The organism is Hymenobacter sp. GOD-10R, from assembly GCF_035609205.1.
Lineage (GTDB): Bacteria > Bacteroidota > Bacteroidia > Cytophagales > Hymenobacteraceae > Hymenobacter.
In genome coordinates this window covers 273,523-299,491 of the sequence record NZ_CP141184.1, presented here as the reverse complement: position 1 = coordinate 299,491, position 25,969 = coordinate 273,523, and the positions used below count along the sequence as shown (strand labels likewise).

27 protein-coding genes are annotated in these 25,969 nt (G+C 54.1%); 15 read left to right on the top strand and 12 right to left on the bottom strand.

What is annotated here, in order from left to right; translation table 11 throughout:
• Positions 1-172: 172 nt before the first annotated feature.
• Positions 173-1,483 carry an amidohydrolase gene (locus SD425_RS01290; RefSeq protein WP_324674596.1) on the top strand — a complete coding sequence of 437 codons (1,311 nt, stop codon included), beginning with the start codon at positions 173-175 and terminating at the stop codon, positions 1,481-1,483.
• A gap of 186 nt (positions 1,484-1,669) precedes the next feature.
• Here SD425_RS01290 and SD425_RS01285 read toward each other — a convergent pair whose 3' ends face one another.
• Positions 1,670-2,461 (bottom strand): SDR family oxidoreductase, encoded by a 792-nt coding sequence (locus SD425_RS01285; RefSeq protein WP_324674594.1) that lies wholly within the window; start codon positions 2,459-2,461, stop codon positions 1,670-1,672.
• Positions 2,462-2,737: 276 nt separating this feature from the next.
• Here SD425_RS01285 and SD425_RS01280 point away from each other — a divergent pair, with 276 nt between their 5' ends.
• Positions 2,738-5,203 (top strand): M4 family metallopeptidase, encoded by a 2,466-nt coding sequence (locus SD425_RS01280; RefSeq protein WP_324674592.1) that lies wholly within the window; start codon positions 2,738-2,740, stop codon positions 5,201-5,203.
• A 100-nt stretch (positions 5,204-5,303) separates the two neighbouring features.
• On the opposite strand, the gene SD425_RS01275 is transcribed toward SD425_RS01280, so the two are convergent.
• Both SD425_RS01275 and SD425_RS01270 read right to left on the bottom strand, forming a co-directional pair.
• On the bottom strand, positions 5,304-6,038 hold the full coding sequence (locus SD425_RS01275) for a hypothetical protein (protein WP_324674590.1): 735 nt from the start codon (positions 6,036-6,038) through the stop codon (positions 5,304-5,306).
• A gap of 102 nt (positions 6,039-6,140) precedes the next feature.
• The gene (locus SD425_RS01270; protein ID WP_324674588.1) at positions 6,141-6,866 is read right to left on the bottom strand and encodes a hypothetical protein; all 726 of its coding nucleotides are present in this window, start codon (positions 6,864-6,866) and stop codon (positions 6,141-6,143) included.
• Between the two features lie 387 nt (positions 6,867-7,253).
• Between SD425_RS01270 and SD425_RS01265 the strand changes: the two genes are divergently transcribed.
• The 4 genes from SD425_RS01265 to SD425_RS01250 all read left to right on the top strand — a co-directional run bounded on the left by SD425_RS01265 (position 7,254) and on the right by SD425_RS01250 (position 10,789).
• Positions 7,254-8,255, top strand: a complete 1,002-nt coding sequence (locus SD425_RS01265; RefSeq protein ID WP_324674586.1) for a hypothetical protein — start codon at positions 7,254-7,256, stop codon at positions 8,253-8,255.
• A gap of 215 nt (positions 8,256-8,470) precedes the next feature.
• Positions 8,471-9,337 carry a helix-turn-helix transcriptional regulator gene (locus SD425_RS01260; RefSeq protein WP_324674584.1) on the top strand — a complete coding sequence of 289 codons (867 nt, stop codon included), beginning with the start codon at positions 8,471-8,473 and terminating at the stop codon, positions 9,335-9,337.
• Between the two features lie 166 nt (positions 9,338-9,503).
• Complete coding sequence (locus tag SD425_RS01255; protein WP_324674582.1) at positions 9,504-10,376, top strand: SDR family oxidoreductase; 873 nt, start codon at positions 9,504-9,506, stop codon at positions 10,374-10,376.
• A gap of 47 nt (positions 10,377-10,423) precedes the next feature.
• The gene (locus SD425_RS01250) at positions 10,424-10,789 is read left to right on the top strand and encodes a hypothetical protein (protein WP_324674580.1); all 366 of its coding nucleotides are present in this window, start codon (positions 10,424-10,426) and stop codon (positions 10,787-10,789) included.
• Between the two features lie 104 nt (positions 10,790-10,893).
• Here SD425_RS01250 and SD425_RS01245 read toward each other — a convergent pair whose 3' ends face one another.
• The 4 genes from SD425_RS01245 to SD425_RS01230 form a co-directional block, all read right to left on the bottom strand.
• Positions 10,894-11,397, bottom strand: a complete 504-nt coding sequence (locus SD425_RS01245; RefSeq protein WP_324674578.1) for a methylated-DNA--[protein]-cysteine S-methyltransferase — start codon at positions 11,395-11,397, stop codon at positions 10,894-10,896.
• Positions 11,398-11,448: 51 nt separating this feature from the next.
• Positions 11,449-12,159, bottom strand: a complete 711-nt coding sequence (locus tag SD425_RS01240; RefSeq protein WP_324674576.1) for a phospholipase D-like domain-containing protein — start codon at positions 12,157-12,159, stop codon at positions 11,449-11,451.
• A gap of 5 nt (positions 12,160-12,164) precedes the next feature.
• Positions 12,165-13,394, bottom strand: a complete 1,230-nt coding sequence (locus tag SD425_RS01235) for an amine oxidase (RefSeq protein ID WP_324674574.1) — start codon at positions 13,392-13,394, stop codon at positions 12,165-12,167.
• A gap of 94 nt (positions 13,395-13,488) precedes the next feature.
• Positions 13,489-14,430 carry a cation diffusion facilitator family transporter gene (locus SD425_RS01230; protein ID WP_324674572.1) on the bottom strand — a complete coding sequence of 314 codons (942 nt, stop codon included), beginning with the start codon at positions 14,428-14,430 and terminating at the stop codon, positions 13,489-13,491.
• 286 nt (positions 14,431-14,716) lie between these two features.
• On the opposite strand from SD425_RS01230, the gene SD425_RS01225 reads away from it, so the two are divergent.
• Together SD425_RS01225 and SD425_RS01220 are read left to right on the top strand one after the other, a co-directional pair.
• Complete coding sequence (locus tag SD425_RS01225; protein WP_324674570.1) at positions 14,717-16,072, top strand: APC family permease; 1,356 nt, start codon at positions 14,717-14,719, stop codon at positions 16,070-16,072.
• Between the two features lie 115 nt (positions 16,073-16,187).
• Entirely contained in the window at positions 16,188-16,733 is a 546-nt protein-coding gene (locus SD425_RS01220; protein WP_324674568.1) for a hypothetical protein, read from the top strand.
• A gap of 12 nt (positions 16,734-16,745) precedes the next feature.
• Here SD425_RS01220 and SD425_RS01215 read toward each other — a convergent pair whose 3' ends face one another.
• From SD425_RS01215 to rocD, 4 genes are all read right to left on the bottom strand, one after another.
• A complete protein-coding gene (locus SD425_RS01215; RefSeq protein ID WP_324674566.1) occupies positions 16,746-17,252 on the bottom strand; it encodes a GNAT family N-acetyltransferase in 507 nt (168 codons plus the stop codon).
• Between the two features lie 121 nt (positions 17,253-17,373).
• Positions 17,374-18,366 (bottom strand): porphobilinogen synthase, encoded by a 993-nt coding sequence (hemB, locus tag SD425_RS01210; RefSeq protein ID WP_324674564.1) that lies wholly within the window; start codon positions 18,364-18,366, stop codon positions 17,374-17,376.
• A gap of 156 nt (positions 18,367-18,522) precedes the next feature.
• Positions 18,523-19,062 (bottom strand): hypothetical protein, encoded by a 540-nt coding sequence (locus SD425_RS01205; RefSeq protein WP_324674562.1) that lies wholly within the window; start codon positions 19,060-19,062, stop codon positions 18,523-18,525.
• Positions 19,063-19,188: 126 nt separating this feature from the next.
• Positions 19,189-20,433 carry an ornithine--oxo-acid transaminase gene (gene rocD, locus SD425_RS01200; RefSeq protein WP_324674560.1) on the bottom strand — a complete coding sequence of 415 codons (1,245 nt, stop codon included), beginning with the start codon at positions 20,431-20,433 and terminating at the stop codon, positions 19,189-19,191.
• A gap of 212 nt (positions 20,434-20,645) precedes the next feature.
• Here rocD and SD425_RS01195 point away from each other — a divergent pair, with 212 nt between their 5' ends.
• Entirely contained in the window at positions 20,646-21,542 is an 897-nt protein-coding gene (locus tag SD425_RS01195) for an LEA type 2 family protein (RefSeq protein ID WP_324674558.1), read from the top strand.
• A 24-nt stretch (positions 21,543-21,566) separates the two neighbouring features.
• Here SD425_RS01195 and SD425_RS01190 read toward each other — a convergent pair whose 3' ends face one another.
• On the bottom strand, positions 21,567-22,055 hold the full coding sequence (locus tag SD425_RS01190) for a hypothetical protein (protein WP_324674556.1): 489 nt from the start codon (positions 22,053-22,055) through the stop codon (positions 21,567-21,569).
• Positions 22,056-22,173: 118 nt separating this feature from the next.
• On the opposite strand from SD425_RS01190, the gene SD425_RS01185 reads away from it, so the two are divergent.
• The 6 genes from SD425_RS01185 (at position 22,174) to rimO (ending at position 25,867) form a co-directional block, all read left to right on the top strand.
• Positions 22,174-22,350: a DUF5522 domain-containing protein gene (locus SD425_RS01185; protein WP_324674554.1), complete on the top strand. Its 177-nt coding sequence runs from the start codon at positions 22,174-22,176 to the stop codon at positions 22,348-22,350.
• A 106-nt stretch (positions 22,351-22,456) separates the two neighbouring features.
• Positions 22,457-22,696, top strand: a complete 240-nt coding sequence (gene rpmB / locus SD425_RS01180) for a 50S ribosomal protein L28 (protein ID WP_045689230.1) — start codon at positions 22,457-22,459, stop codon at positions 22,694-22,696.
• Between the two features lie 248 nt (positions 22,697-22,944).
• Positions 22,945-23,127: a 50S ribosomal protein L33 gene (gene rpmG / locus SD425_RS01175; protein ID WP_045689232.1), complete on the top strand. Its 183-nt coding sequence runs from the start codon at positions 22,945-22,947 to the stop codon at positions 23,125-23,127.
• 8 nt (positions 23,128-23,135) lie between these two features.
• The gene (locus tag SD425_RS01170; RefSeq protein ID WP_324674547.1) at positions 23,136-23,297 is read left to right on the top strand and encodes a DUF4295 domain-containing protein; all 162 of its coding nucleotides are present in this window, start codon (positions 23,136-23,138) and stop codon (positions 23,295-23,297) included.
• A gap of 179 nt (positions 23,298-23,476) precedes the next feature.
• Positions 23,477-24,451: a signal recognition particle-docking protein FtsY gene (gene ftsY, locus SD425_RS01165; protein WP_324679482.1), complete on the top strand. Its 975-nt coding sequence runs from the start codon at positions 23,477-23,479 to the stop codon at positions 24,449-24,451.
• 102 nt (positions 24,452-24,553) lie between these two features.
• Positions 24,554-25,867, top strand: a complete 1,314-nt coding sequence (gene rimO, locus SD425_RS01160) for a 30S ribosomal protein S12 methylthiotransferase RimO (protein WP_324674545.1) — start codon at positions 24,554-24,556, stop codon at positions 25,865-25,867.
• Positions 25,868-25,969 lie beyond the last annotated feature (102 nt).

Sequence of the window (25,969 nt, the reverse complement as noted above, 5' to 3'; positions counted from 1 at the left end):
TAAGGGAGCCGCCACCGCAGGCTCCTCATTCTTTGTAATAAACATCTAGCTCCATCCAGCAGCGACCATCAGGGCCGTTGAAGAGACAAAAATAGCTAGCCGAATCGGTTATGGCTGAATGGCAACCGCATTGTACCTTACGAGCCGTTTTTCAGCTCCTTGTTTTTCCTCTATGAAACTTGCTTACGCACTGCTTGCCTCAACCCTGCTAACGACTGTCGCGGCGGCTCCTCCTGCATCCAATGCCGCCCTGGATGCGCGAATTGCCAAGCTAGCTGCCCAAGAGGAATCGAAGGTGATTGCCTGGCGCCGTGACTTGCACGAGCATCCAGAGCTAGGTAATCACGAAACGCGCACGGCTGGCATTGTTGCGGCTCACCTCAAAAGCCTAGGGATCGAAGTAAAAACCGGCGTGGCTCGTACGGGCGTTATTGGCATTCTGAAAGGGGGCAAGCCCGGCCCCGTGGTAGCTCTGCGCGCCGACATGGATGGCTTGCCCGTGACGGAAAGCAACAGCCTGTCGTTCATGTCGAAAGCCAAGGCCACTTACAACGGCCAGGAAGTGGGCGTGATGCACGCCTGCGGCCACGATTCGCACGTGGCCATGCTTATGGGCGCGGCTGAGGTTTTGAGCCAAGTCAGGAAAGATTTGCCGGGCACCGTGAAGTTTATCTTCCAACCCGCCGAAGAAGGTTCGCTGCCCGGCGAGGAAGGAGGCGCCAAGCTGATGGTGAAAGAGGGGGCCCTCGAAAATCCGAAGGTGGATGCCATTTTTGGCGTGCACATTCAGGCTCAAACGGAAGTCGGCAAGCTCTCGTACCGGTCTGGCGGCGAAATGGCCAGCTCCGATGTGTTCAACATTGTGGTGAAGGGTAAATCGGCGCACGGTGCTTACCCTTGGCTGGCTGTTGACCCCGTAGTGACGGCCGCGCAGATTATCATGGGCCTGCAAACTATCGTGAGCCGCCAAACGGAACTGACATCAGATGCGGCGGTGATTACGGTGGGTATGATACACGGCGGCGTGCGCAACAACATTATCCCGGAGCAAGTGGAGCTGACCGGCACTATCCGCACGCTCGATAAAGACATGCAGCAAAAAATCTGGGCCGCTATCCGCCGCACGGCCACCAACATTGCCGAAAGTGCTGGCGCCACGGCCGACGTATCCATTCAGAACTACGCGCCTGTGACGTACAACAACCCGCAACTCACGGAGCTGATGGTGCCCTCCTTGCGTACCGCCGCCGGCGCCGATAAGGTGAGCGTGCAAAAGGCCGTAACCGGCGCCGAAGACTTTGCTTATTTCCAGGAGAAAGTGCCGGGCTTTTTCGTGTTTGTGGGTGGCATGAGCAAGGGCACCGACCCCGCTACCACGGCGCCGCACCACACGCCCGGCTTTATGCTCGACGAAAGCGGCTTCACCCTAGGTGTCAAGACGCTAGCCACGCTAGCCGCCGATTACCTAGCTCTGAAACAGTAGAACTTGTAGGAATACGCTACGGCGCGTTTCTACAAGCCAGATCAGATAAAGTAACCCTAGGATAGGGTACCCACTAGAAAATGTAGCGCGAAGCTCCCGCTTCGCGTACCATTGAACGATAATCCTTGTGCCACTTAGGTGCAAGTCGTTCAACGGTACGCGAAGCGAGAGCTTCGCGCTACTTCTTTAAAACCCGTTTACCGTGAAGCCACCGTCCACGCTCAGGCATTGGCCCGTGATGTAGCTAGCTGCCGGCAGACAAAGGAAAGCTACAGCCGCAGCCACCTCTTCCGGCTCGCCGATGCGCTGCATGGGGGTGCGACTTAGCACTTCATTTCGATAGTCATCGTTGCTGAGTACGCCAGCGGCCAGCGGGGTCTGGATGTACCAAGGGGCCACTACGTTCACCCGAATCTTGTCGGCGGCCCACTCCACGGCTAGGTTGCGAGTGAGCTGAATCATGGCGGCTTTGGTCATGCCGTAGATGGCGCCGGTGCGAACGTGCTGCAACCCGGCCACTGAAGAGATATTAACGATGCTACTTCCGGCCGCAGCCTGCAACAACGGGTATGCCAGGCGGCACAGCTCAAACGTCGACTCTAGGTTCGTCGCCATAATGTGCTGGTATTCGTCGGAGCTATAAGCCGGTGTCTTCTTGCGGATGTTGGTGCCCACGTTATTCACCAGGATATCCAGTTTGGGCGTGTGTTGTTGTACCGCTTCGAGCAGGGCAGCCCGTCCGGCGGCGGTGCTCACGTCGGCAGCTAGGGCATGCGCATCCAGGCCCTGGGCGCGCCATTCGGCCACTTGCGTTTCCAGGGTTTCAGCTTGGCGAGCTACTGCTAGCACTGTGGCGCCAAACTGGAGCAGCTCAGCGGCAACGGCCGCACCGATTCCTTTCGATGCCCCGGTGACGAGGGCCGTACGGCCGGCTAGGTTCCAGCGGTTGGTAAGCAAAGCAGCATTGGAAGAAGTCATAGTAGAAGAGAAGAAAGAGAGGTTCTGGATGAAGGGGAGTGTCAAGGCCTTATAAGGCGAAAAATTCCGGAGCAAAAAGCTAGCGTTGCCCTACCCGGTGCAGGTCATAGTACTGATTACGAGCTTACTGCATAATATATAGAACGCTGATTATGGACAATACCGCTGCGATTGTGACATGCGAAGGTAAGAGGATTAAAATCTGATTAAGTTAGAACCCTCCTATTTGCAAATCCAAGCTGCTCTATCATTTCTACACAATCTAAACCCCACTTTATGTCCCACAAGTACTCCGCCGCTGCCTTACTCCTATTGGGTGGCCTTGTTCACGCCAATGCCCAAGCACAGGACCTCAACCGGGTACAACGGAAACTAGTCGCCGAGGATGGTACGCCCGCTTTTGTGCACTTCAAGCCAGGTAGCCAAGCCTACAGCCTCAGCGAAGCACGCAAAGCTCTTACCGATCAACTGCAGCTCACCAAAAATGATCAGGTACTCCAAACCAAGGCAGAGACCGATCAGCTTGGCTTCGTGCACGAGCGCTTTGATCAATATTATCGCGGCATTAAGGTAGAGCATGCTTCCTACAGCGTGCACGCTCGTCAGGGCACCATTGAGAGCATCAGTGGGCACTTTGCACCGATCAAGGAGCTGAATGTGACTCCGTCGCTCACCGCCACTGCTGCTTTGCAGCGCGCCCTCGACTACGTAGACGCTCGGAAGTATATGTGGCAAGACGCCACCGAAGAAGCCAACCTGCGACAGGACAAAAACGACCTAGCTGCTACCTACAAGCCGACCGGCGAACTGGTTATTGTGACGCCCCCAAGCGAAGCAGGAACAGCTAAGCCTGTGCTCGCTTGGAAGTTCAACGTGTATGCCCAGCAACCCGTGAGCCGCGCCTACATCTACGTGGATGCCCAAACGGGCCAAGTGGTGATGAAGGATGATATCATTAAGCACGCTGGCGCCACCGGTAGCTTTGCCACCGCGTACAGCGGTACCCGCTCCTTGGCTGACGAGACGACCACCGGCGGCTACCGGCTGCGCGAGTACACCCGCGGCCTAGGTATTGAGACGTACAACTGCAAAAAAAGCAACAGCTACACTTCCGCTACCGACTTTATCGACGCCGACAACAACTGGACGGCCGCCGAGTACAACAACACCAACTACGACAACGTGGCTGGCGATGCCCACTTTGGTGCCCAGGCCACCTACGACTACTGGAAGGCGGTACACGGCCGTAACTCGTTCGACAACGCTGGCGCTAAAATCAAGAGCTACGTGCACTTCGACGACCAACCAGGCGGCGCCGGCTACGAAAACGCTTTCTGGGATGGCACGCGCATGACCTACGGCGACGGTGCTAGCACCTTCAAGCCGCTTACGGCCATGGACGTGTGCGGCCACGAAATCGGCCACGCTGTGTGTGAAAATACGGCGAACCTAACGTACTCGTACGAGTCGGGCGCCATGAACGAAGGCTTCTCTGACATTTGGGGTGCCTGCGTGGAAGCGCGCGCCGTGAGCACCTACGGCCTCACGGGCAAGAGCACGTGGCTCATTGGCGAAGAAATCATGAAAGCGGGCGGCGCTTTGCGCTCTATGAGCAACCCCAACCAGTATCAGCAGCCCGACACCTACAAAGGCACGTACTGGTACGCTGGCACGTCGGATAATGGCGGCGTGCATACCAACTCGGGCGTACTCAATTATTGGTTCTACCTGCTCAGCCAAGGCGGTAGCGGAACCAACGACATCGGCAGCAGCTACTCTGTAACGGGACTGGGCATTGATGTCGCCGCGAAGATTACCTTCCGGGCGGAAGATGTGTACCTCACATCTTCTTCCAATTATGCCAGCGCCCGCACGGCCGCTATTCAAGCCGCTACCGACTTGTATGGCGCAGGCTCAGCGCAAGTAATTGCTACGACCAATGCCTGGTATGCCGTGGGCGTAGGCGCTGTGTACGGCGGTGGCACGACTACGCCTCCACCCACCACGAGCACCGCGTATTGCAGCTCCAAAGGCACTTCTACGTACGAATGGATTGACTTAGTGAAGCTAGGTACCATCAACCGCACGTCGAGCGCCGATGGTGGCTACTACGACGGCACGGCAACCGCCACGAGCGTAGCAGCCGGCTCTTCGCAGACGTTAAACTTCAGCGCGGGCTTTTCTTCTTCCGCTTACACGGAATACTGGAGAATCTACATCGACTGGAACCAGGATGGCGACTTTACCGATTCGGGCGAGACAATTGTTTCGGGCTCGTCGGCTAGCGCGGCTACGTTATCCACTACCTTCACAGTACCCACCACCGCCAAGACTGGTAAAACCCGGATGCGCGTGGTGATGAGCTATAACTCTACGGCGACTAGCTGCGGCACCTATAGCTACGGCGAAACGGAAGATTACTCGGTTACCGTCAGCGGCGGCACCTTCGACAACACGGGTGTTGCGGGTCTGACTACGACCAAAGGAGAATCGCTCAGCCAAGCTCCGGGTCGTCAGTTCGAGGTATATCCAAACCCCGCTACCGACGTACTGCGCCTCTCCCTGCCCGACAACGCAACGGTGAAAACGGTACACGTATTCGACGCACGTGGCGCAGCGGTGAAGGGCGTTTCCTACGATGGCAACGGCCAATTGAACGTAGCCAACCTAGCTAGCGGCCTCTACACGCTCAGCGTCAGCGACGGGCAGAAGGAATTCCACCAGCGCTTTGTAAAGCAATAACCTCCTGCGCCACTCCAACTACCTAACAAAAAGGCCCGTCATCTGACGGGCCTTTTTTGGTTGTGATAATGTAGCGCAAAGTGGGAGCTCCGCGCTACACTTACCAAAGGGCATATTCTAGCTTTAGCTCCGCGCGGGCATAGCCGTCGTTAGCCGCTGAGTTAGCGCGTTGACTCACATCATCGAGGTGGTCAGTAGTAGTAAAGTAGTAGGCCGCTTCCGCCGTTGCGTTGAGCGAACGGGTCAGGCGTACTGTGACCCCTAGGCCTACGGGCGCCACAATGGCCATAGCGGGATAGTCGTTGCGTTCTGGCCCTAGGAACGTGGTATACGTCTCGGGGCGCGTAGTACCGTTGTAGCTCTTGGGGTTGTAAAGCAGCAAACCGACACCCGCCTTCAGATACGGTTTCACGATGGCGCCGGGGCCACGAGGATCGGCGTATTCTGCTTCGTCGTGGAAAGGTTCGTAGCGGAAGAACACTTCGCCCGACCCATTACGGGCTCGAAAAGCTAGGTTGCGCTCCGGGATGTCATCTTTGGCTCCAATCTGGAAAGCCGCTATTTCGCTGCCAATCAGCAAGTGCGGCCACAGCTGGTACAACACGCCCAAGCTTCCGCTAACGCCAGGAAAATTATTGCTAAGGCTGCTGGTCAGGTCGCCGTTGTAGAAGCCAGCCCCTAGGCCAGCAGTCAGCCGCACGGGGCCTCGGTGGTAAGGCCGCGCTTGGCTGTTGTAAAACCGCCGCCGGCGCTCAGGACTAGTTTGGGCGGCTCCGGTGCGCGGCAGCAATGCGGTAAGTAAGAATGCGCTCAGAAGCAGCGAACGGTAATTCACGGGTAGGTTGTGCTTGGTGGGAACAGGGAAGGGCCGAACATACGACTTCGCTCAGCCCTCGGTTTGGTAATAGTATAGTATAGTAACGCTGGGCGCCTCAGTTTATTTGAATTTGCCTTCTGGGTCGGGCATCTTGGCTATTAAGTCACCAATCAGTTGAAAATCAAGGCTTGTCATATTCAGGTTCTGGCCCGTATGCACGGCTTCCCAGGCTTTGGCGAAGTTTTCCTGCAAGTAGTAGCCGCGAGCTAGCTGCTGCCAAGACCCAGCGTTTTTGGGGTCCGTCGCTATGGCTTTTTGCAGGTAATCCATGGCTTGGCTAAGGCTCTTTTTCTTCTTGTCTTTTTCGTACTGAATCAAATAGCTAGCACCCAAATCGGCCATCAGCTGTGCATTGGTGGGCTCAATGGCTAATGCCTGCGTAATCAAGCTGATAGCTTCGTCGTTGTTGGCGCGCTGACTGGCGATTACGCCAAGGCCACGGTACGCATCGGCGTTCTTCTGATCGAGCAGCCACGCTAGGTTGAACCGATACACTGCAGTATCAGGCTGGTTTTCAACTAAGTACTCATATCCTTTATCAGAAAAGAACTTGCTGGCTTCGGTTCGGGAAGCGAAGCTCTTCGCTACATCAGCTAGGAATGCTGGCCCTACAACTTGCTCAGCTTGCGCCGCCGAAGCGCCTCCAAAAAGCGGCAGCAACCGGCTCGCCTTGTCCAACGGGGCCGCAGTACCAGGCTTGGTCTTGATTTTAACTTTTCGCTGTGCTTGGGTAGGAGTAGCCGCTGCCAACAGGAGCAGCGCTGCCAACCACACTAATTTCTTCATGTGAGGTGCGCGTGATAAAAACGGATATAAACTTCTCAGCAAAGTACTACTAGTCGAGGCGTTTCGCAAAGGACCTAGGTTCTACCGACGCATCAGCTCACCCTGTCGCAAGTTACCATCTTGGCCAGGGTTATACGCTACTGCCTCGCTAGCTCACCTTTCAGATCCTGTGTGCAGGACATGCGTTGCCCTCTTCAAGTTCCTGTCAGATGATGCAGGCTACTCGCCACAGGATAGCGCTTTACCTTATATAGTAATTACATAATGCTCTAAGTCACACGATTATAATATTTCCTTTTCTATTTTGAACATTTTCCATATATTTTCGAGTTAATTGTATCTTTGTAGGATTGATCTTCCGACCTGCTACTTATCCCCTCCTTGAATATGACACACCACATTATCCTCTCTTATGGACGCACTACCGAACACCATCGTGCCGTCTTTGCCATTCTAAGCTTTTGGGCATGGTATGCCGGTGACAAAACCAACGTAAAAACAGTGGTATATACTGACCGGCCAGATGCCTTTACTCCTTATCTGACAGGCCTACCCATTGAATACAAATTATTGACTCCCGCTAGCCTAGAAGAAATGTATGGCCCCCAACGTTATATCCACCGGGCCAAAGCCATTGTAATCGATCGGCTGTTTCGCGACTACCCTACTGATAGTGTACTATTCTGCGATTCGGATACGTTCTTTGTGGCTTCATCCAATGAACTGCTTGGACTCATGCAGCCAGGGGTAAGCCTGATGCACATGCGTGAGGCTCGCTACGTCGATTCTGTTACAAAGGGCGTTTCTTCTGAAGAAGCACAAGGCATTCAGAAAGCCGTCAATTACATCGACTCGCAACCGTTTCAGATTGGTGACCAGCAACACCAATTTCAGAAAACGCAGTATATGTGGAATTCGGGGGTACTCGGCCTGACCCAGGAAGTAGCTAGCTTACTGCCCGACGTGTGCTCCACCCTCGACACGCTGTATCGCAACGGCAAATGGCTCGTGACTGAGCAAGTAGCTTTTTCCCTGGTACTGCCCACCAAAACACAGCTAGTGCCCAGCAACCACTACGTGTTTCACTACTGGTACAAGCCGCTGAAAGCCTTGATGGATAGTCTCTTGTCAGCCCTACTGACGCCTCAGTTCGCCAACTTGGCCGTTTCGGAGCGCTTGCTGAAGGTAAAGCAGCTCACCAACAAGTGGCCCCACCTCGTTGTGCTCAACAACGCGCGCGAGGAAATAGTACGGGGCTTTTCGGGTGGCGGCGTGATCCACGGCTTGAAAAGCGCCAAGCTCGCCGTCGATACGCTACCTAGCTCTCCTTTTAACGCAAAGTTCGCCAAGAGCTTATTCAACGTTCTGACTCACAAACCGCTGCAATAACAGCGCTACAACCTAGGTAGCTGACTCGTAATCTTGCTTTGCGGCAAATCAAGTTCTTCTTCTAAACTTGGTTTGCCGCATTTTGCTTGTGCTTATGCGGATTGGTACGCCAGCAATATTTTGCAAGGCAATAGGAACGAGAGTGTGGTAACTTGCTGGTGCTATTTCGTTAGAAGATCAGCGGCACAAGGGCCTACTACCACACTGCTTTTTCAATGAGCGAACCTATTCCAACCTATCGATTGCAGGCATTTGCCAGCGATAATGAGGTCGCCTCGGAGGTGTTCTTTCCGGATTATGCAGGGCCGAAACCTAGGCTCCCTCTGCACCTTCCCTACCGTGGCGACTACTACAAGATCAGCCTTTGTCTGCGGGGAACAGCCGAGCTAAAAGCGAACCTAGAGACGTACACCGTATCTCCCGATTGTCTAATTCTAGCAACCCCAGATGTGCTCAAGCAGTGGCTGCACATCACCGATGATTACGAAACGTTATCCGTCTTTTTCACTAAGGAGTTCATCACGACCAATAATGCGGCGACCGGCAACCTTCGCTTTTTCGTCGCGCCTCCTACCTACGTGCTCCAGCTCTCAGCTGCACAGGCCGCTAACATTGCCGCTTCCTTTCGCTTTTTGCAGCAGAAGTACAAGGCACCCAGCGCTCAACGGGATAATATTTTAAAAAACATCCTCAACAGCCTGCTGTACGAAATAGGTGAATTGTACGACCAGCAAGCGGTTGTACTGCCAGTGAGCCAGCCCAGAAGCCAGTTGCTAGCGAAGTCTTTCCGGCAGTTGGTTCAAGCGCATTGCGTTTCCGCTCGGAGCGTAAAATTTTACGCTGCCGCCCTGTGCATCAGCCCGAAGTACCTCACAGAACTGGTAAAAGCTGTAACCGGCCGGACTGCCAGCGACTGGATAGCCGAAGCAGTGGTACTCGAAGCCAAGGTCTTGTTGCAGAACCATACCTTGGCTGTCTACCAAGTCGCGGCGAGTCTGCACTTTGCCGATCAGTTTGCGTTCAGCCGGTTTTTCAAGAAAAGCACAGGCCTCTCTCCCACTGCTTATCGGCAAGTTAGCTAGGTCAAACGCACTTACCGACTTTTCGCCACATCTTACCCCCAATCAGCCATTCTCCCGCTTGGCGCTGGCGCTGAATTTTGCATCATAACGTTCCGCTATTTCTGCCTTACCTAGCTAGGCTGGGACGGACAGCAAGTAGCTCAGGTATTCACGCAAAATTCTTCCTATGATCTTAGTAACTGGAGCTACCGGACACCTAGGTACAGCTGTGCTGCAAACCCTTTTGCGCAAGACCGAGGCCACGCAGCTGGCCGCCTTAGTACGCGACGAGCACAAAGCTGCTGACTTGCAAGCACAAGGAGTAAGCATTCGGGTAGGCAGCTATGATGACCCAGCCTCGCTGGAAAAAGCCATGCAAGGCATCGAGAAAGTACTCCTCATCTCGGGCGGTGGCGAAGAGGACGCGCTACAGCAACACCAGAACGTGGTAGACGCAGCTAAAAAGGCTGGAGTACGTTGTCTCGCTTACACAAGCCGAGCCCTTAAAGACCCTAGCACCCTAGCCAATCACCTGATGGTACGCCATTTCCAAACGGAAGCGTACATCCAAGCCAGCGGGTTGTCCTATCTTATTTTCCGCAACATCCTTTATATGGATGTGCTGCCGCTGTTTACGGGCCCTCAAGTGCTGGAAACGGGTATTAATCTGCCGGCAGGCCAGGGCAAAGTATCCTTTGCTCTCCGCAGTGAAATGGGCGAAGCCATTGCAAATGCCTTGCTGGAGCGTGACTGCGATAACCGCATCTACCACTTCACTGGCAGCGAAGCCTACTCCTTCGACGACGTAGCCGCGGCGCTAACGGCGGCATCGGGAAAGCAGGTCGCCTATACGCCCGCTGAGCCAGCCACCTTTGCGGCACGCATGCAAGATCGTGGGGTGCCAGCACTTGTCATCGAACGGACCCTAGGGTTTATGACCGATATCGAACACGGCCAGGAAGCCGAAGTAAGTCCCGACCTAGCACAGATGCTAGGACGTCAGCCTACGTCATTGAGGGAAGGAGTTAAAATGCTGTATAAGCTACAGCAAAAACAGTGATTCTAAGTTTCGCCTATTCACAACTAGCTTAGTACGTTACCTACTATATGATCACTGAAGCCTTTCTGGAACAACTAGAATGGGCGCTTTCTGCGTCCTTGTTGCAGGCTGCCAAGCCTGACCTCAGAGGCTGCTGGTGTGATGGGGTACTCGGTCCAGAATGGGAAGCAGATTATTTGCTGGATTCGGTGGCCCAGACGCATCAACTCGTCTTACGCGCTTGGTTGGAACGCAGTTCGAAAGGCCAAGGCCCCACTCAGCACCTCTACCAACTTGTAGTTCACTTAGGGCCTCATTCCTATCAACAGTATCTACATGAGCGAGAGCTACTAGACTGTGTGCCAGAACAACTCGACAGCACACTCATGGTTCTGAACATGGAGAAACGAGTACTTGAAATTCAGCTACCCTAAGCAGCGCTTTTTATATGGAGCCTACTTCTGAAAAAGCATTAGGAAAGAACGTACTAACTGTGTCCGAGAAGCTCGGTTGTGTCAACTAACTCATCATACCCTAGCTAAAACAACTCTCCTTGCGCAGGCGGGTTCTCGAAAGTCAATAGCCACTTCTTACGTGCTAGGCCACCGGCGTATCCTGTAAGCTGCCCACCGGCGCCGATGATTCGGTGGCATGGACACACGATGGCCAAGGGGTTTTGGCCGTTGGCGGCGCCCACGGCGCGCACGGCTTTTGGGTCGCCGAGTTGGCGAGCTAGGTCGAGGTAAGAGGCCGTTCGACCATACCCAATGCCGGGAAGTGCAGCCCAAACGCGACGCTGAAAATCAGTGCCTTGTTGTAAATCATAAGTTAGGTCGAAGGTGCGTAACTCCCGGCCAAAGTAGGCTTGCAGCTGTTGCGCGGCTTCGCGTAGGCAAGTTGGCAAGGTATCGGGGGGCGTCGGAGCAGCTTCTCCGTCCTGTCGGAAAAGCACCGCCGCTAAGCCCGCATCGGTGCCGCGCAACTCCAAAAGGCCCACCGGCGAAGCTAGGTAGGCAACGGCCAAGGGTGTAACTGTTTGCATACAGCAAGTAACTACTTTTGACGCAAATACATGGACACCAACTGCTTTCAGCTAGTGACCTTCGTAGACTTGCATTTCCTGCCAAAGACGATTAAACTCGGTGGCATAGCGCTGCACCACCGTGGTATTGTCGGTGATGAGCAGATTCTCCAAGTTGGCGAGAGCTGCTGAACGCGTCCAGTTATAGCTCCCGGTCAAAGCTAGCCGCTCGTCGGCGAGAGCGAACTTATGGTGCATGTGGTTGGGCGTGTTGTCGATTCGTACCGCTAGCCCAGCCGCTTGCAACGCTTTTATGTCGGAGCCTTGGTCGTGGAGCTTGTCGTTGTCGGTGAGCAGCCGGATGGTTGTGCCCTTGCGGTGTGCTGCAAGTAAGGCTTCCGCAATCCGGTCGTCAGAAATCGTAAACACGCACACATCTAGGCGATGCGCTGCTCGGTTGATGAAGCCCAAAATCGCATCTAGGCACTCAGTGCCGGGGCTGAAAAACACCTCGGCGTGAGCTAGCTGCGGAGTGCTTGGCGACAGCAGTAATGCACTAGCCGCCTCCAGCCACTCTACCGTTTTCTTGTCCTTGAATGTGTTAAAACGTTCTTCCGCCATCGCAAATAACTGATGGCGAAGGGCTTCCAATTCATTACCCTGTAAGCCATGTGCCGCCAGCCGCTCCCGTAAGTCGCGTGCTTCCTCGGCCGACAAGGTCGAATCGGCGAAGGCACGACGGAAACGTGCCAACAACTCGGTGGTAGCAGCTGACGGACTCATAGGCATTAGGATAAGGACAAAGAAACGGGGTTAACTTTAGGATTTGGAACGGGCAAAGCGGCGGCCACCTTGGCTTGCGCTGCTCGCAACGCCGTAGCGTAGGGCTCATACAATACCCGGTGATGTGGCTCGCCATCGGGGCGCAACTCCGCGTCCCACAGGCCAGATTGGTGCCAGGGCGTGAGGTGGTCCCAGTCAGGACGGTCGATGATGGGGTACAAGCACACGCCCCACAATGGCACGCCTTTGCGGATCGCCTGGGCACATTCCTCGGCAATCATGCGCGTCCATTTCGGGCGGTCGACGCCAGGGTGGCTAGTTTCGGTGAGCACCACGGGGCAGTTGTAACGCTTGTGGGCTGCCATTAGCAGCTCATTTAGTGGGCGCCACCGGGCATCGGCAGGCTCTTCGGCCCACGGAATACGCTCGTAGGGGTCAAGCTGCCACTGGTTATCGTAGTAAAAGTTGAACCCTAGGATGTCGATAAACTCCGGGCGTCCTCCTAGCTCGGGGCATATCCGCCCCGATAGCATGTCTACTGACTGAAACTGGTGGTCGTGCCATTCTGCGATACGGCGACGGTGGTCGGCATCAGCCCACGGTGGTGGCACAATGTTAATAAGCGGCTCCGTGGTCAGGATGCGGACGCTTGGGTCGGCCTCGCGCAGCGCAGCTACGCCTTCCACGTACCCTTTCATCAGGCGGTATTTCACTTCCCAGCCCTGCCCCACGCAATACGGCGAAGTACCGCGGGCATCGCCCCCTAGCCACGACATGAAGCTCACCTCGTTGATAGGCGTTATGATGAGCGTATCGTCGGGGCGCTGCGAGCGGTAAAACTCCACGAAGGCACGGCATAGAGCCGCAAAGCGCCGCGCAAACATGGGGTGCAATGGCGTTAGATCGTCGGGGTAGCCGAAGTGGCATAGATCCCACACCTGCTGAATGCCGTGGCGCTTGCCAGCGTCGAGCAGCACCTGCACGGTGCTCCAATCGTACTGATACGGTATCTTCTCGACGAAGCTCCAGCGAATACCTTCCCGCACGGTACCGATACCGAAAGGCTTCAGGTCTTGGTAATCCTCGTTGAGCAACTCCAAATGGTTGGTTACATTCAGGAAGTCTACTCGGTTACCGAAGGCGTTCAGCTGATCGGTACACTCATAGCCACCCATCCAAAAAGATTGGAAAGGGTTAGGGCCAAAATCGGGGTCTTCGGTGTGTTTGGCAGGCATTGGGAAAGAAGGGGGTTAACAAACGGTTTTCCCGACGCTGAGGGCGAAATCAGCTAGCTGTCGGGAGCACTCAAGCACAACGTTGTGCTCGTAACTAGCGGGCGAGAGAGGCGGTGCGCTCTTTCTGGCCAATGGGTTTGGCTTCGATAAAGATGCGCTTAAATTCAGGGTATTTTGCTCGAATGGCATCCTGCAACCCATCGATGGCCTGTTCTACTTGCGCGGCCGATAGGTTACGTTCAAACTGTACATCCAAGGCCAGCACCACATCCTGCGGACCTAGGTAAGAGGTCAGCGGCGGACGCACGTTTTCAACGCCGGGTTGGGCGCAGGCAATGGCTTGTAGCGAGGCAAGCGTTTCTTCGTCCACGCCTTCGCCGATTAGCAGGCCTTTCGTCTTATAAATCAAGAATATAGCGACGCTTACCAGCAGCAACCCAATCAGGATAGAAGCGGCGCCGTCGAAGTAGGGGTTGTTCAGGGCATGACCTAGGTACACACCAGCCAGGGCAAATGCTAGCCCGACCAAGGCGGCAATATCTTCCATCAGGATGGCGAATACCGACGGGTCTTTGCTGCGCCGTAGCGTTTCGAAAAAGCCCATGTCGCCGCGGTCCTTGTTAAAGGCTTTTAAGGCGAGGGTGCACGAGATTCCTTCGAAGAGGATGGAGAGGCCGAGCACCACGTAGTTCCAAGTAGGATCAGTGATGGGCGCCGGGTGGCGCAGATGCTCGATGCCTTCGTAGAACGACATGCCACCCCCAACCGAAAACACCAACACGGCCACGATCAACGCCCAGAAATACAACTCTTTACTGCGCCCAAAAGGATGCTGAACGGTTGCGGGTTTTTCGCTTTGCTTGACGCCTAGCAAAATCAAAAACCCATTGCCACTATCGACGAAGGAGTGAATACCTTCTGACAGCATAGCCGAGCTACCGGTGAAGTACGCTGCCACAAACTTGCTGACGGCAATAGCAATGTTGGCCGCAATAGCCCCGTAAATAGCAAACTTTGAGGAAGAGTGTCCGGACATAGAGTGTGGTTATACCGCTGCTCTACGCATGGCAGCGGCAGGAGGTTAGAACGGCACTAGGATGCATGTGCCGTGGAGGAACTCGTCTCGACGAAGATATGCTTGATTTTCGGATAGCGATTTTGAATCGCTTTTCCCAATCGATCCATGGTCTGCTCAATGTCCCCGCGCAGGCTAGGTAGGCAAAGTTGGAAACCGCTCCGTTGGCCGCCTTGAACATTTCAGCGTTCTTGAGCTTTTAAATCCCGTTGTCTTACTGGGTACCTCTTCTTTTCAGCTTCTGCCTATGGCTCACGTTGACCCTGCCACTCCTACTCTCCGTCGTAACCTAGGCCTGTTGCAGGCGACGGCCCTGAACATGATCGACATGGTCGGCATCGGGCCCTTCGTCACCTTGCCGCTGGTGATGGGGTTTATGGGGCCGTACTTTCTGCTGGCGTGGCTTGTCGGTGCAGGTTTAGCCATTGTCGACGGCCTGATTTGGTCGGAACTGGGCGCGGCCCATCCGGAGGCGGGCGGCTCCTACCGCTTTCTGAAGCTAGCCTACGGGGAACATAAGTGGGGCCGCCTGATGTCGTTTCTCTACGTGTGGCAAACGCTGGTGCAGGCCCCGCTGGTAGTGGCCTCCGGAGCTATCGGTTTCGCCCAGTACTTCGGCTACCTCGTGCCGCTCACGGCGTGGTGGCAACCCAAGCTCGTGTCAGGCATCACGGTACTGGCCCTCATTGCGTTGCTCTATCGCCGCATCGAAGACATTGGCCGGCTGGGGGTTATGCTGTGGTTTGGTGTACTCGGTCTGATGGGCTGGCTGATTTTTGGCGGCATCACGCACTCCGAGCACACCGTAGCTTGGATGCCGACCGGGGGCTTCTCGGCGTTACCGGGCATCTTGCTGTCGGCGGCTATGGGCCAAGCGGCCGTGAAGACCATTTACAGCTACCTAGGGTATTACAACGTGTGTCATCTAGGAGCGGAGGTAAAGGAGCCGCACAAGCTTATTCCGCGCAGCATCTTCCTGAGCATCTTGGGTATCATGGCCTTGTACCTGCTGCTCAACTGGAGCGTGGGCACCGTCATTCCGTGGCAAGAGGCTCAGCATTCAGAGTTCATCGTTAGCACGTTCGTGGAGAAAATCTACGGCGCTACGGCCGCCAAGCTCGCGACGGCGCTGGTGCTGTGGGTGGCGTTTGCATCGTTGTTTGCGGTGTTGCTCGGCTACTCGCGCATTCCATATGCCGCCGCCGCCGATGGCGAGTTTCTTCCGCTTTTCGCCAAAGTGCATCCCACCAAACGCTTTCCCCACGTTTCGCTCCTGATTCTGGGCGGCGTAGGGTTTGTATTCAGCTTGTTGTTCCGGCTAGGCGAGGTCATTAGTGCCATACTAGCTATGCGCATCTTGGTGCAGTTTGTAGGGCAAGCCATCGGGCTGGTACTCCTGCGGCGCCGGCGCGGCACAGCTCATTTGCCCTTCCGAATGCCGCTTTATCCGTTGCCGGTAATTGTTGCCGTGGTCGTGTGGCTAGGGGTCTTCTGGAGTACAGGGGCCACGTTTATGCTCTCGGGGTTAGCCGTTATTGCGGCCGGCATTGTGGCCTTTCTGTTGTGGAGCCGGCAGCAGAAACGGTGGCCTTTCGCAGAATAGCAGCGGACGCCCGCCAGTCCGACACCTAGGTTGTCGAACCAAAATGGACGTGCGTTTTATGGACCGTAAGCCTTCGGCTTGTATCTTCTCGCGCCCATTTCACTATTTATCCTACATGAGAATATCGATAGGTATCCTAGCTCTTCTACTTAGCTTCGTTACATCTTCAAGCCAAGCCCAAACAGCAACAACCGATCTGGTGCCTTGGAGTGCCAAACACCGCCTCACGGTCAACGACTTCGGTGTGAAGCTGAAGAAAGGCAAGACGGGCAAGGCGGAATTTCAGCTAGCTACTGAGACGCGCACCAACATCTACACCCACCAAAAGCGCATTATCGTGCGCAACAACTTGGTGCGCTCCGCTTCGAGCATTAACCCCAGCCAGCACTTGCCCGAGCAGCTTCGCTTTCAGCAAACGTTGTTCGATATTATGGAAATCTATGCGCGCCAGTTGCGCCAGGCTACGGCTACCTCGGCCGCTGCCACTAGCACGCAAAAGTCGCCTAGCGCGGAGGAGCGCATTGTGGCCGCGGCGGCCAAGCGACGACAGCGCTACGGCGTCGAAACACAGTACGGCACCTTAGCTTCCAAGCAGGCTACTTGGGAGAAGAAGGTTAAGCAGGAGCTTGCGGCGTTGCAGAGCTTTGCCGTGCCCGAGTAGTAACCAGCAGCGCTACGATAGGCGCTTTTCGTAGCAAAAGAACCGCAGTCCGGGCCGAAAACCGAGCGTGATTTCCCCCGCAAAGCGGTATCCTAGCTTTGGAAAGAGCCGCTGCGTTGCTTGATTTTCAGAGTTCGTATCGACGCGGAGTACGTGCAGGCCCTGTTCTCGGGCTAGCTCTTCGGCTTTGTTTAATAAGGCTACCGCCACGCCTTTCCCCTGTGCGGCGGGGTCAACGGCTAAGCGGTGCGTGACCAGAGCTGTTTCTGTTACGTTCCAATCGGCTTGGGCGTATTCCTCGTCTTGGTCATTCGTAAGAGCTGCTATCCCTACTAGCTGACCGTCGAGCTCGGCAATCCACAAATGCTGCCGGGTAATATCTTGCTGAAAGACAGCTTCGTTCGGGTAATCAGCTGACCATTGAAAGTTGCCCGCAGCAATCATTAGTGGCACCACTCGACGAACGAGGGCCAGAATGGAAGGTATATCGGCGGAAGTAGCTTGGCGGACGGTGAGCATAAAAAAGTAGCGCGAAGCTCCTGCTTCGCGTATAGTTGAACAGTTCGTGTTGCAACCTAGCAAACGATCAGCGTTCAACGATACGCGAAGCAGGAGTTTCGCGCTACTTTCTTCTTATGACCTAGCCCCGCTTCAGTACGGCGGCAGCTTCCTTGGCGAAGTAGGTCAGGATAGCGTCGGCGCCAGCGCGCTTGATGCTCATGAGCACTTCCATCATGGTCTTTTCGCCGTCGACCCAGCCGTTTTGGGCAGCTGCTTTCACCAGCGCGTACTCGCCGCTTACGTTGTAAGCCGTGACGGGCAGTGTGGTGGCGTTGCGCACTTCGCGAATAATGTCGAGGTAGCTCAGGGCAGGCTTCACCATCACCATGTCGGCGCCTTCTTGCTCGTCGAGGGCTAGCTCGCGCAAGGCTTCACGACGGTTGGCGTAGTTCATCTGGTACGTTTTCTTGTCGCCTTTCTTTGGCGCCGAGTCAAGAGCATCGCGGAACGGGCCGTAGAACGCGGAAGCATATTTAGCCGTGTAGCTCATGATGCTCACGTTGCTGAAGCCGTTGCTATCGAGCACGTCGCGGATAAAGGCCACGCGACCGTCCATCATGTCGCTGGGGGCAATAACATCAGCACCCGCGCGAGCTTGGGCCAACGACATCTGCCCGAGTACTTCTAGGGTCGCGTCGTTCAGGATTTCGCCCGATTCGGGGTCTACTACGCCGTCGTGGCCGTCGCTCGAATATGGGTCCATAGCCACGTCGGTCATAAGTACGACCTCTGGAAACTGGCGCTTGATTTCGGCAATAGTGCGTAGGTAAAGGCCTTCAGGGTTGGCGCTTTCGCGGGCAAGGCGGTCTTTCACGCCATCTTCCAAGCCCGGAAAAGGAGCAAATGATTTGATACCTAGCTCAACACAGGCGCCAATTTCATCAATGATGCGGTCGGGGGAGAAGCGATGAATACCTGGCATCGATTTTATTTCGATGGCCTGGTTCTGCCCCTCAATCATGAAGAGAGGATAGATAAAGTCGTGAACAGAAAGCGTGGTTTCCTGTACTAAGTCACGGATTACTTGCGACTTACGATTGCGCCGTGGTCGGTGCGTGGGGATAATAGCCATACTACATTCAGAAGATTCAACCGAGGAGAACAACGTGGGCAAAGGTAAGGTTGCCACGTTTGGCAATTTTAGACGCACTCGACAGGTATTATGAGCCCAGCGCTGCTAGCTGCTGACTGTAACCTTCTCGCTTCATCTGAAATACTACCTAGCTTTTTATAGCTGGAACAACTCATTGCCTACTTCTATCCAAGCGTTGGGTCCCAATAAGCCTTTCATGAAGAAGTAGTATCCTAACAATCCAATAGGCAGCCCCACAAAAAACCCGATTCCGCCGCCTATCAAAAAGCCACCTGCTATACCTGCCAATACCAGCAGAATACCTAGCACCAGTAATGCTGGCTGGCCTTCGCCTTCATCCTGCACCTCGCGCACGGCAGTTATGTTGGATTTGCTGAGTAGCCGTGGCCGTATCGCTTGCCTAGCTACAGCAGCTGCGCGCACGATTCTTTTTTTGATTGTGGCCTTCTGCCCTTTGCTAGGTAGCGCCATCTGTAGCGACTTCCCCTGTGCCCTAACTGGAGCGTCCATGTTATTGGCACGCGCCTCGTACACTACGACCGGCAGGTTACTAACGGCTGATACGTGCTGCTCAGGCGGCGTGGCAGCCTGAAATACTATTTGCTCGCTTCGACAGCTAGCGAGACTAACATAGAGGCAAAAAAGTAGAAGACGCTTCGAAGTAGAAAGAACCATGCGGGTGCAGCAGGATGTGGTATAGGTACGTAGAGTCGCACATGGTACGCTGATCGGGCCCCTTATTGCTGCCAAGGCAGAATGGTCTAGGTCTCGATCAACGCACCATGTACGCACTCTGATAAGTTAGAAAGCTAGGAGCACATGCTCGATAATGTCGCAGGCTTCGTGCAGTTGTTCTTGGTTGATAACCAAAGGAGGCGCGAACCGAATGATGTCGCCGTGCGTCGGCTTGGCGAGCACGCCACGCTCCATCAGCATCACGCACACATCCCAGGCTGTACGGCCATCCTCCGTCGGAATGATTACCACAGCGTTGAGCAAGCCTTTCCCGCGTACTTCTTCCACTACGCCGGGGCGCTTGGCTTGTATCTGGCGCATTCGCTCCCGAAAAATTTCGCCCAAGGTAGCAGCGTTGTTAGCTAGCTTTTCTTCTTGCAACACATCCAGTGCCGCCCGCAATACGGCGCATGCTAGCGGGTTGCCGCCAAACGTGGATCCGTGCTGGCCTGGCTGAATTGTAAGCATAATTTCGTCGCGCGCCAACACCGCCGATACGGGTAGCACACCGCCCGACAGCGCTTTGCCTAGCACCAAAATATCAGCGTGCACGCTTTCGTAATCCGTCGCTAGCAGCTTGCCTGTGCGACCTAGGCCTGTCTGAATTTCATCGGCAATGAATAGCACCTTGTGTGCCTGACAGATATCATACGCTTTGGCCAGATACCCCTCAGAGGGCACCACCACGCCCGCTTCTCCCTGAATTGGCTCCACGAGGAAAGCGCACACGTGTGGATCCTTTACGGCTTCTTCCAGCGCCTCTAAGTCGTCGTAAGGGACAACTTGATAGCCAGGGTTATAAGGACCAAACCCGCCGGTACTGTCGCGGTCGGTGCTGAAGGAAATGATGCCGGTAGTACGGCCGTGGAAGTTGTGTTCCGCCACCACAATCCGCGCCTTATTCGGGGCAATCCACTTTTCCTGGTAGCCCCACTTGCGAGCTAGCTTCAGTGCCGTTTCCACTGCTTCAGCACCGGAGTTCATCAGTAGGGCTTTGTCGTAGTGAAACAGCTCGCACAGCTGCTTCTCGGTTGCCCCAAGTTGGTCGTTGAAAAAAGCACGCGACGTCAGTGTCAGCTTCTGGGCCTGCTCCGTTAGCGCCCCAATGATGCGTGGGTGACAATGCCCCTGGTTGACAGCTGAGTACGCCGACAGAAAATCATAGTAGCGTTTTCCTTCCACGTCCCAAAGGTGTACACCTTCGCCGCGGCTAAGTACCACAGGCAGTGGATGATAATTGTGTGCCCCGTAGCGGTCTTCGAGTTCCATAAGCTCGTGGCTGCGGCGGGTGGTAGCAGAAGTAGCTTCCATATAGAAAGAGGTAAACAGGTGGGAAAGCCTACGAAAAGGGCTGTGCTCAAACTTACGGAAAAAGGTAAGTCTAGGCTGGTCAGTTTATTTAAACGAGCCCGACGGCAACCTAGCATACAGCACCCCTCGTACTTCTTACCAAACAATTGATGCTCAACCGTATATAATTCGGCTTTCCTAGCTCGACACTAGACTGACTTAACCTATTCCGCATGGCTTCTCGTTCCTCTAATAAGCGTCACCCTATTCTGACTACGCTGCTCGTTCTGCTTTTGCTAGTAGTAGCGGCAGGCGTTATCGGCTATTTCGCCACCAACAAAGGCAAAGACCTGTTACCAACGTTGGAAAATGTCAGCATGCAGACCGGTAACATCACGCCCGATTCGCTGAAGGCCCAAATGCACGTGCAACTGCGCAATCACGTGCCGCTCGGCATGACAATAGACAGCTTCCGCTACGTGACCTATATCGACGGCACAGCTATTAGTCGCGGCGCCAAGGACCGGCCAACGACTGTGAAGAGCAAGGGCGTTAGCACCTTAGACATCCCCGTGAACATGGACTTGAGCAAAGTGGCTCATAAGATCAAGACCATTCAGCGTGATTGTGTTGACGTAGCCATCACGATGGACGCTTACACGCGTCTGCCACTGCTAGGCACCGAGCGCATTCCAATACGCGCCAGCAAACGGATCTACGTGCCGAAGCTGCCACACTTTGAAATCGCCGACATTGATGTCACCCACCTAGGTTTGAAGGACGGCCGGGCCACCATCACCATCAAAGTAACCAACTACAATCCCTTCCCTTTCACGGTGAAGCGCGTCGCCTACGATTTCCGAATTAGCGATGATATGCAAGTGAAGGGTGTAGAAACGAAGGATGTGTCCTTCCGAAAACGCGGCACCACGATGATGCCTATCCACGTGAAGTTTGAACCGAAAGCTATGCCAAAGGTGGCATTCAAGACGCTGTTTAAAGCCAAGAAGACACCCTATCGTGTTAATGGCTCGATAACTGTAGCGGCTGGCAAGCAAAACCCTAAAGACAGCGAAGTAAAATTCCAGAGCAGCGGCACACTCCAGGACCTAAAGAACATACCGAAGTAGAGAAGCTTGGTATGCAGCTAGCCGCTACTGCTGAAGGCTAGCAATGTATTTACCCACAAAGTTTCCTTCCTCTGTTCCATCAGGCCTGATGATAATCCAGTCCAGCACGTTCTTATCTGAAAACGTGATAGTTTGGCCCTTTTGGTATTCCCTAACTGCGTCTAAGTCACTGACGATTACAGCAGTCACAGAATCCTTGCTCCAGTCTCGCACCTCAGTAAACACTTGCTCAAACACCCCACTTTTGTCGAAAATACGAGCAGTTAAAAAAAGCTTTTCTTCCGATTCGAGGCCCATCAGGTAGCGCTGCTTGGTCTGAGGTAATGAGCGGCGAGCTTTGAGTATAGGTGCCGCAATAACCGCATTGAGCTGTTTTTTTATCTGAAGCGTATTTGTCGCTTCTGGTAACTCATCTTGAGAAGCTACGATTGGCTTGTCAACTAAGCACTGCTGCGCGGAACTACAAACACTTGCTATCAGGATGAAAGCACCTGTTAGTACAATTTTAATCATAACAGTTACGCTATAGGATACGATAGAACTTGGTTGAACACAGCTAAGTATTCTTGTTCTATGCTATCCAAATAGCGTTCCTAAGTTCTCGCAGGGCTGTATCTTGCAGCCTTTCCTTATGCCCAACGTCACGCCCCAACCGCTCCAACCCGGTGATTATTACTTAACACCGGAAGGCTATATGGTCTTCACCGAACAGTATCATTTAAAACGCGGCTACTGTTGTCAAAGCGGCTGCCGACACTGTCCTTGGGGATTTCGAAAGGAGAAAAAAGGGTCGTCGCCGAGTTCTTAATTTAGCTAACCTGCTATTTTTCAGCCTCCCTATTTGGTCTTATCAGACTTTTACCGATATTTGCGTCCCTTTTTCCAGCATTGAAACCTCTAAGTCTCTAAATATCATGGCCCGAGTTTGTGATCTGACCGGCAAGCGTACCCGCGTAGGCAACAACGTTTCGCACGCCAACAACAAAACCAAGCGTAAGTTCTACCCCAACTTGCAGAAGAAGCGCTTCTACATCCCTGAAGAAGATGCTTGGGTAACGCTGAAAGTTGCTGCCTCTACCATCCGTACCATCAACAAGAATGGTATCATGTCGGTCCTGAAGAAGGCCAAGGAGCAAGGCTTCATCGTTTACTAGATTTTGCCAGGAGCTAGCAGCTAGCTTCCTATCCAGTATACCGGCAACGAAACAAGCCCGCATTCTTTAGATGCAAATGCTCGTTTCGTTGCCGATTTTTATGGGTGCCTGTTTTAGCTAGCAGGTGCCAAGTACGTGCAATTCTTGGAACCAGCGACTTGTAAATAAAGTACATAGTCGATTGGCAATTTGATAATTTCAAAAATCGCCGTACCTTTGCAGTCCTTAATCCAAAAAACCCAGTCGAGATGGCTAAGAAAGGAAACCGGGTGCAGGTAATCCTCGAGTGCACCGAGCACAAGAACTCGGGACAGCCGGGTACCTCGCGCTACATCACCACGAAGAATCGTAAGAATACGCCTGAGCGCATTGAATTGAAGAAATTCAACCCCGTGCTCAAGAAGATGACCGTTCACAAGGAAATCAAGTAACCTGAGCAATGGCTAAGAAAGTAGTAGCAACCCTGAAAACAGCTACGGGCAAAGACTGGGCAAAAGTCATTCGCGCCGTAAAATCAGAAAAAACTGGTGCCTATACGTTCCGCGAGGAAATGGTGCCCGTTGACAAAGTGCAAGAGTATTTGGTATCTGGTACCAAGTAAGCTTCGCCTGATGGCATCTTATCTGAAGTGAAGAAGTCCCGCCAGCGTGGGACTTTTTTGCGTTGTAGCGCGAAGCTCCAGCTTTGCGCATTACTGAACAGCTAGCATTAGCTGTTACATTGGTCGTTCACTATCAGCAACGACACGCGAAGCTGGAGCTTCGCGCTACCCCGAACTACATGGGACTTTTCGACTTTTTCAAGAAGGACAAGGAGAACAAGGAGCAGCAGGAGTCGCTGGATAAAGGTCTGGAAAAGACCAAGACCAGCTTCTTCAATCAGCTCAGCAAGGCAGTTGTTGGTAAGGCGAAGGTTGACGAAGAGGTACTCGATGACCTAGAAGGGCTGCTTGTGCACGCCGATGTGGGCATCGATACGACCGTCAAAGTTATCAAGCGCATCGAGGACCGTGTAGCCCGGGATAAGTACGTGAGTACGGGCGAGCTAGACCGTATTCTGCGTGAAGAAATTGCCGACTTGCTGTCTGACAACAACTCCGGTTCGACGGCCGTGTTGGAACGCCCCGACAACACTGGCGTGCCCTTCGTGATTATGGTGGTGGGCGTGAATGGCGTGGGCAAAACCACGACCATCGGCAAGCTAGCTCACCGCTTCCACTCGGCGGGTAAGAAGGTGGTGCTCGGTGCCGCTGATACGTTCCGCGCTGCTGCCGTTGACCAGCTTATTATCTGGGGCCAGCGCGTGGGCGTACCGGTTATTTCGCACGGCATGAACACTGACCCTGCCTCCGTTGCTTATGATGCCGTGCAGAAAGGCGTTGATATGCAGGCCGATGTGGTAATTATCGATACCGCAGGCCGCTTGCATAATAAGGTGAACCTGATGAACGAGCTTTCGAAGATCAAACGGGTGATGCAGAAGGTCATTCCTGACGCACCGCACGAGGTTTTGCTCGTACTGGATGGCAGCACTGGGCAGAACGCGTTCTTACAGGCCAAGGAATTTACCAAGGCCACGGAGGTTTCGGCTCTGGCTATTACCAAGCTCGACGGCACCGCTAAGGGCGGCGTGGTTATTGGCATCTCCGACCAGTTTAACATTCCGGTGCGCTATATCGGCGTAGGCGAGAAAATGACGGATTTGCAGCTTTTTGACCGCCGCACGTTCGTTAATTCATTGTTTTCTAAGAAGTAAAAGCTACTGCCATTGATAAAAACTAGTTCTCACCTTATAGCAAGGAGGGAACTAGTTTTCTATTCTCTGCCTTAGCTCAAATCATATCAATTCAGCAGTACTGTGAAAGTCAGAAGCCAGCAGGCGAATAAAGTAAACGTCATTACCCTAGGCTGCTCCAAGAACGTGGTCGACTCAGAGGTGCTCATGGGGCAGCTCAAGGCCAACCAGTTCGATGTAACGCACGAAGCAGAGCAGTCGGACGCTAACATTGTGATTATTAACACCTGCGGCTTCATCGACAATGCCAAGCAGGAAAGCATCGATACCATCCTGCGCTACGCCGATGAGAAAGAGGCAGGCCGCTTGGAAAAACTCTATGTGACAGGCTGCCTCTCGCAGCGCTACAAAGACGACCTTGAGATAGAGATTCCGCAGGTCGATGCCTACTTCGGCACGCTGGAGCTGCCGCAGATGCTGAAGGTGCTCAATGCCGACTACAAGCACGAGCTAATAGGTGAGCGCCTGATTACGACGCCGAAGCACTACGCTTACTTCAAGATTGCGGAAGGCTGCAACCGCCCGTGTTCATTCTGTGCCATTCCGCTGATGCGCGGTAAGCACGTCGACCGACCCATTGAGGATTTGGTGCGCGAAGCCAAGCGCTTGGCTGGCATGGGCACAAAAGAACTGATTCTCATTGCCCAGGACCTTACTTACTACGGCCTGCAGCACTACGGCGAGCGGAAGCTAGCGGATCTGATGCGCCACCTTTCCGACGTGCCTGGCATCGACTGGATTCGGTTGCAATATGCTTATCCGTCGCAGTTCCCATTGGATGCGTTGGATGTAATGGCTGAGCGCGAGAACATTTGCAAATACCTAGATATGCCTTTGCAGCATATTTCGGATAACATGCTGAAAACCATGCGCCGCGGCATCAGCAAGCGCCGCACGATTGAGCTAGTGGACACCATTCGGCAGCGCGTGCCCGACATTGCCCTGCGCACCACGCTAATTGCTGGTCACCCCGGCGAGACGCAGCAGGACTTCGAGGAGCTGTACAATTTTGTGGAGCAAACCCGCTTTGACCGCCTCGGTATCTTTACTTACTCGCACGAGGAGAGCACGCACTCGTACACGCTGGAAGACAATGTGCCCGCTGAAGTGAAGCAGGACCGCGCCGACCAGATCATGGAGCTTCAGCAAGGCATCTCGCTGGAAATGAACGAGGAAAAGGTAGGTCAGACGTACAAAGTGCTGTTTGACCGTAAGGAGAGCGGCTACTTTGTGGGCCGCACGCAATACGACTCGCCCGAAGTTGACAACGAAGTGCTGGTGCCCGCTACTCCTGATACGTACGTGCGCCTTGGCGACTTCGCAACGGTGCAAATCAACAACGTATCGGACTTCGATTTGTACGGCACGCTAGTGTAACGTCGTTGTGCGACGCCTACTCTTCGAGTAGCGCTGCACCTGTAAGGAACATTTACGACTCTAGCGGGTTCTGCTTGGAACCCGCTGCAAAAGCAGACTCAA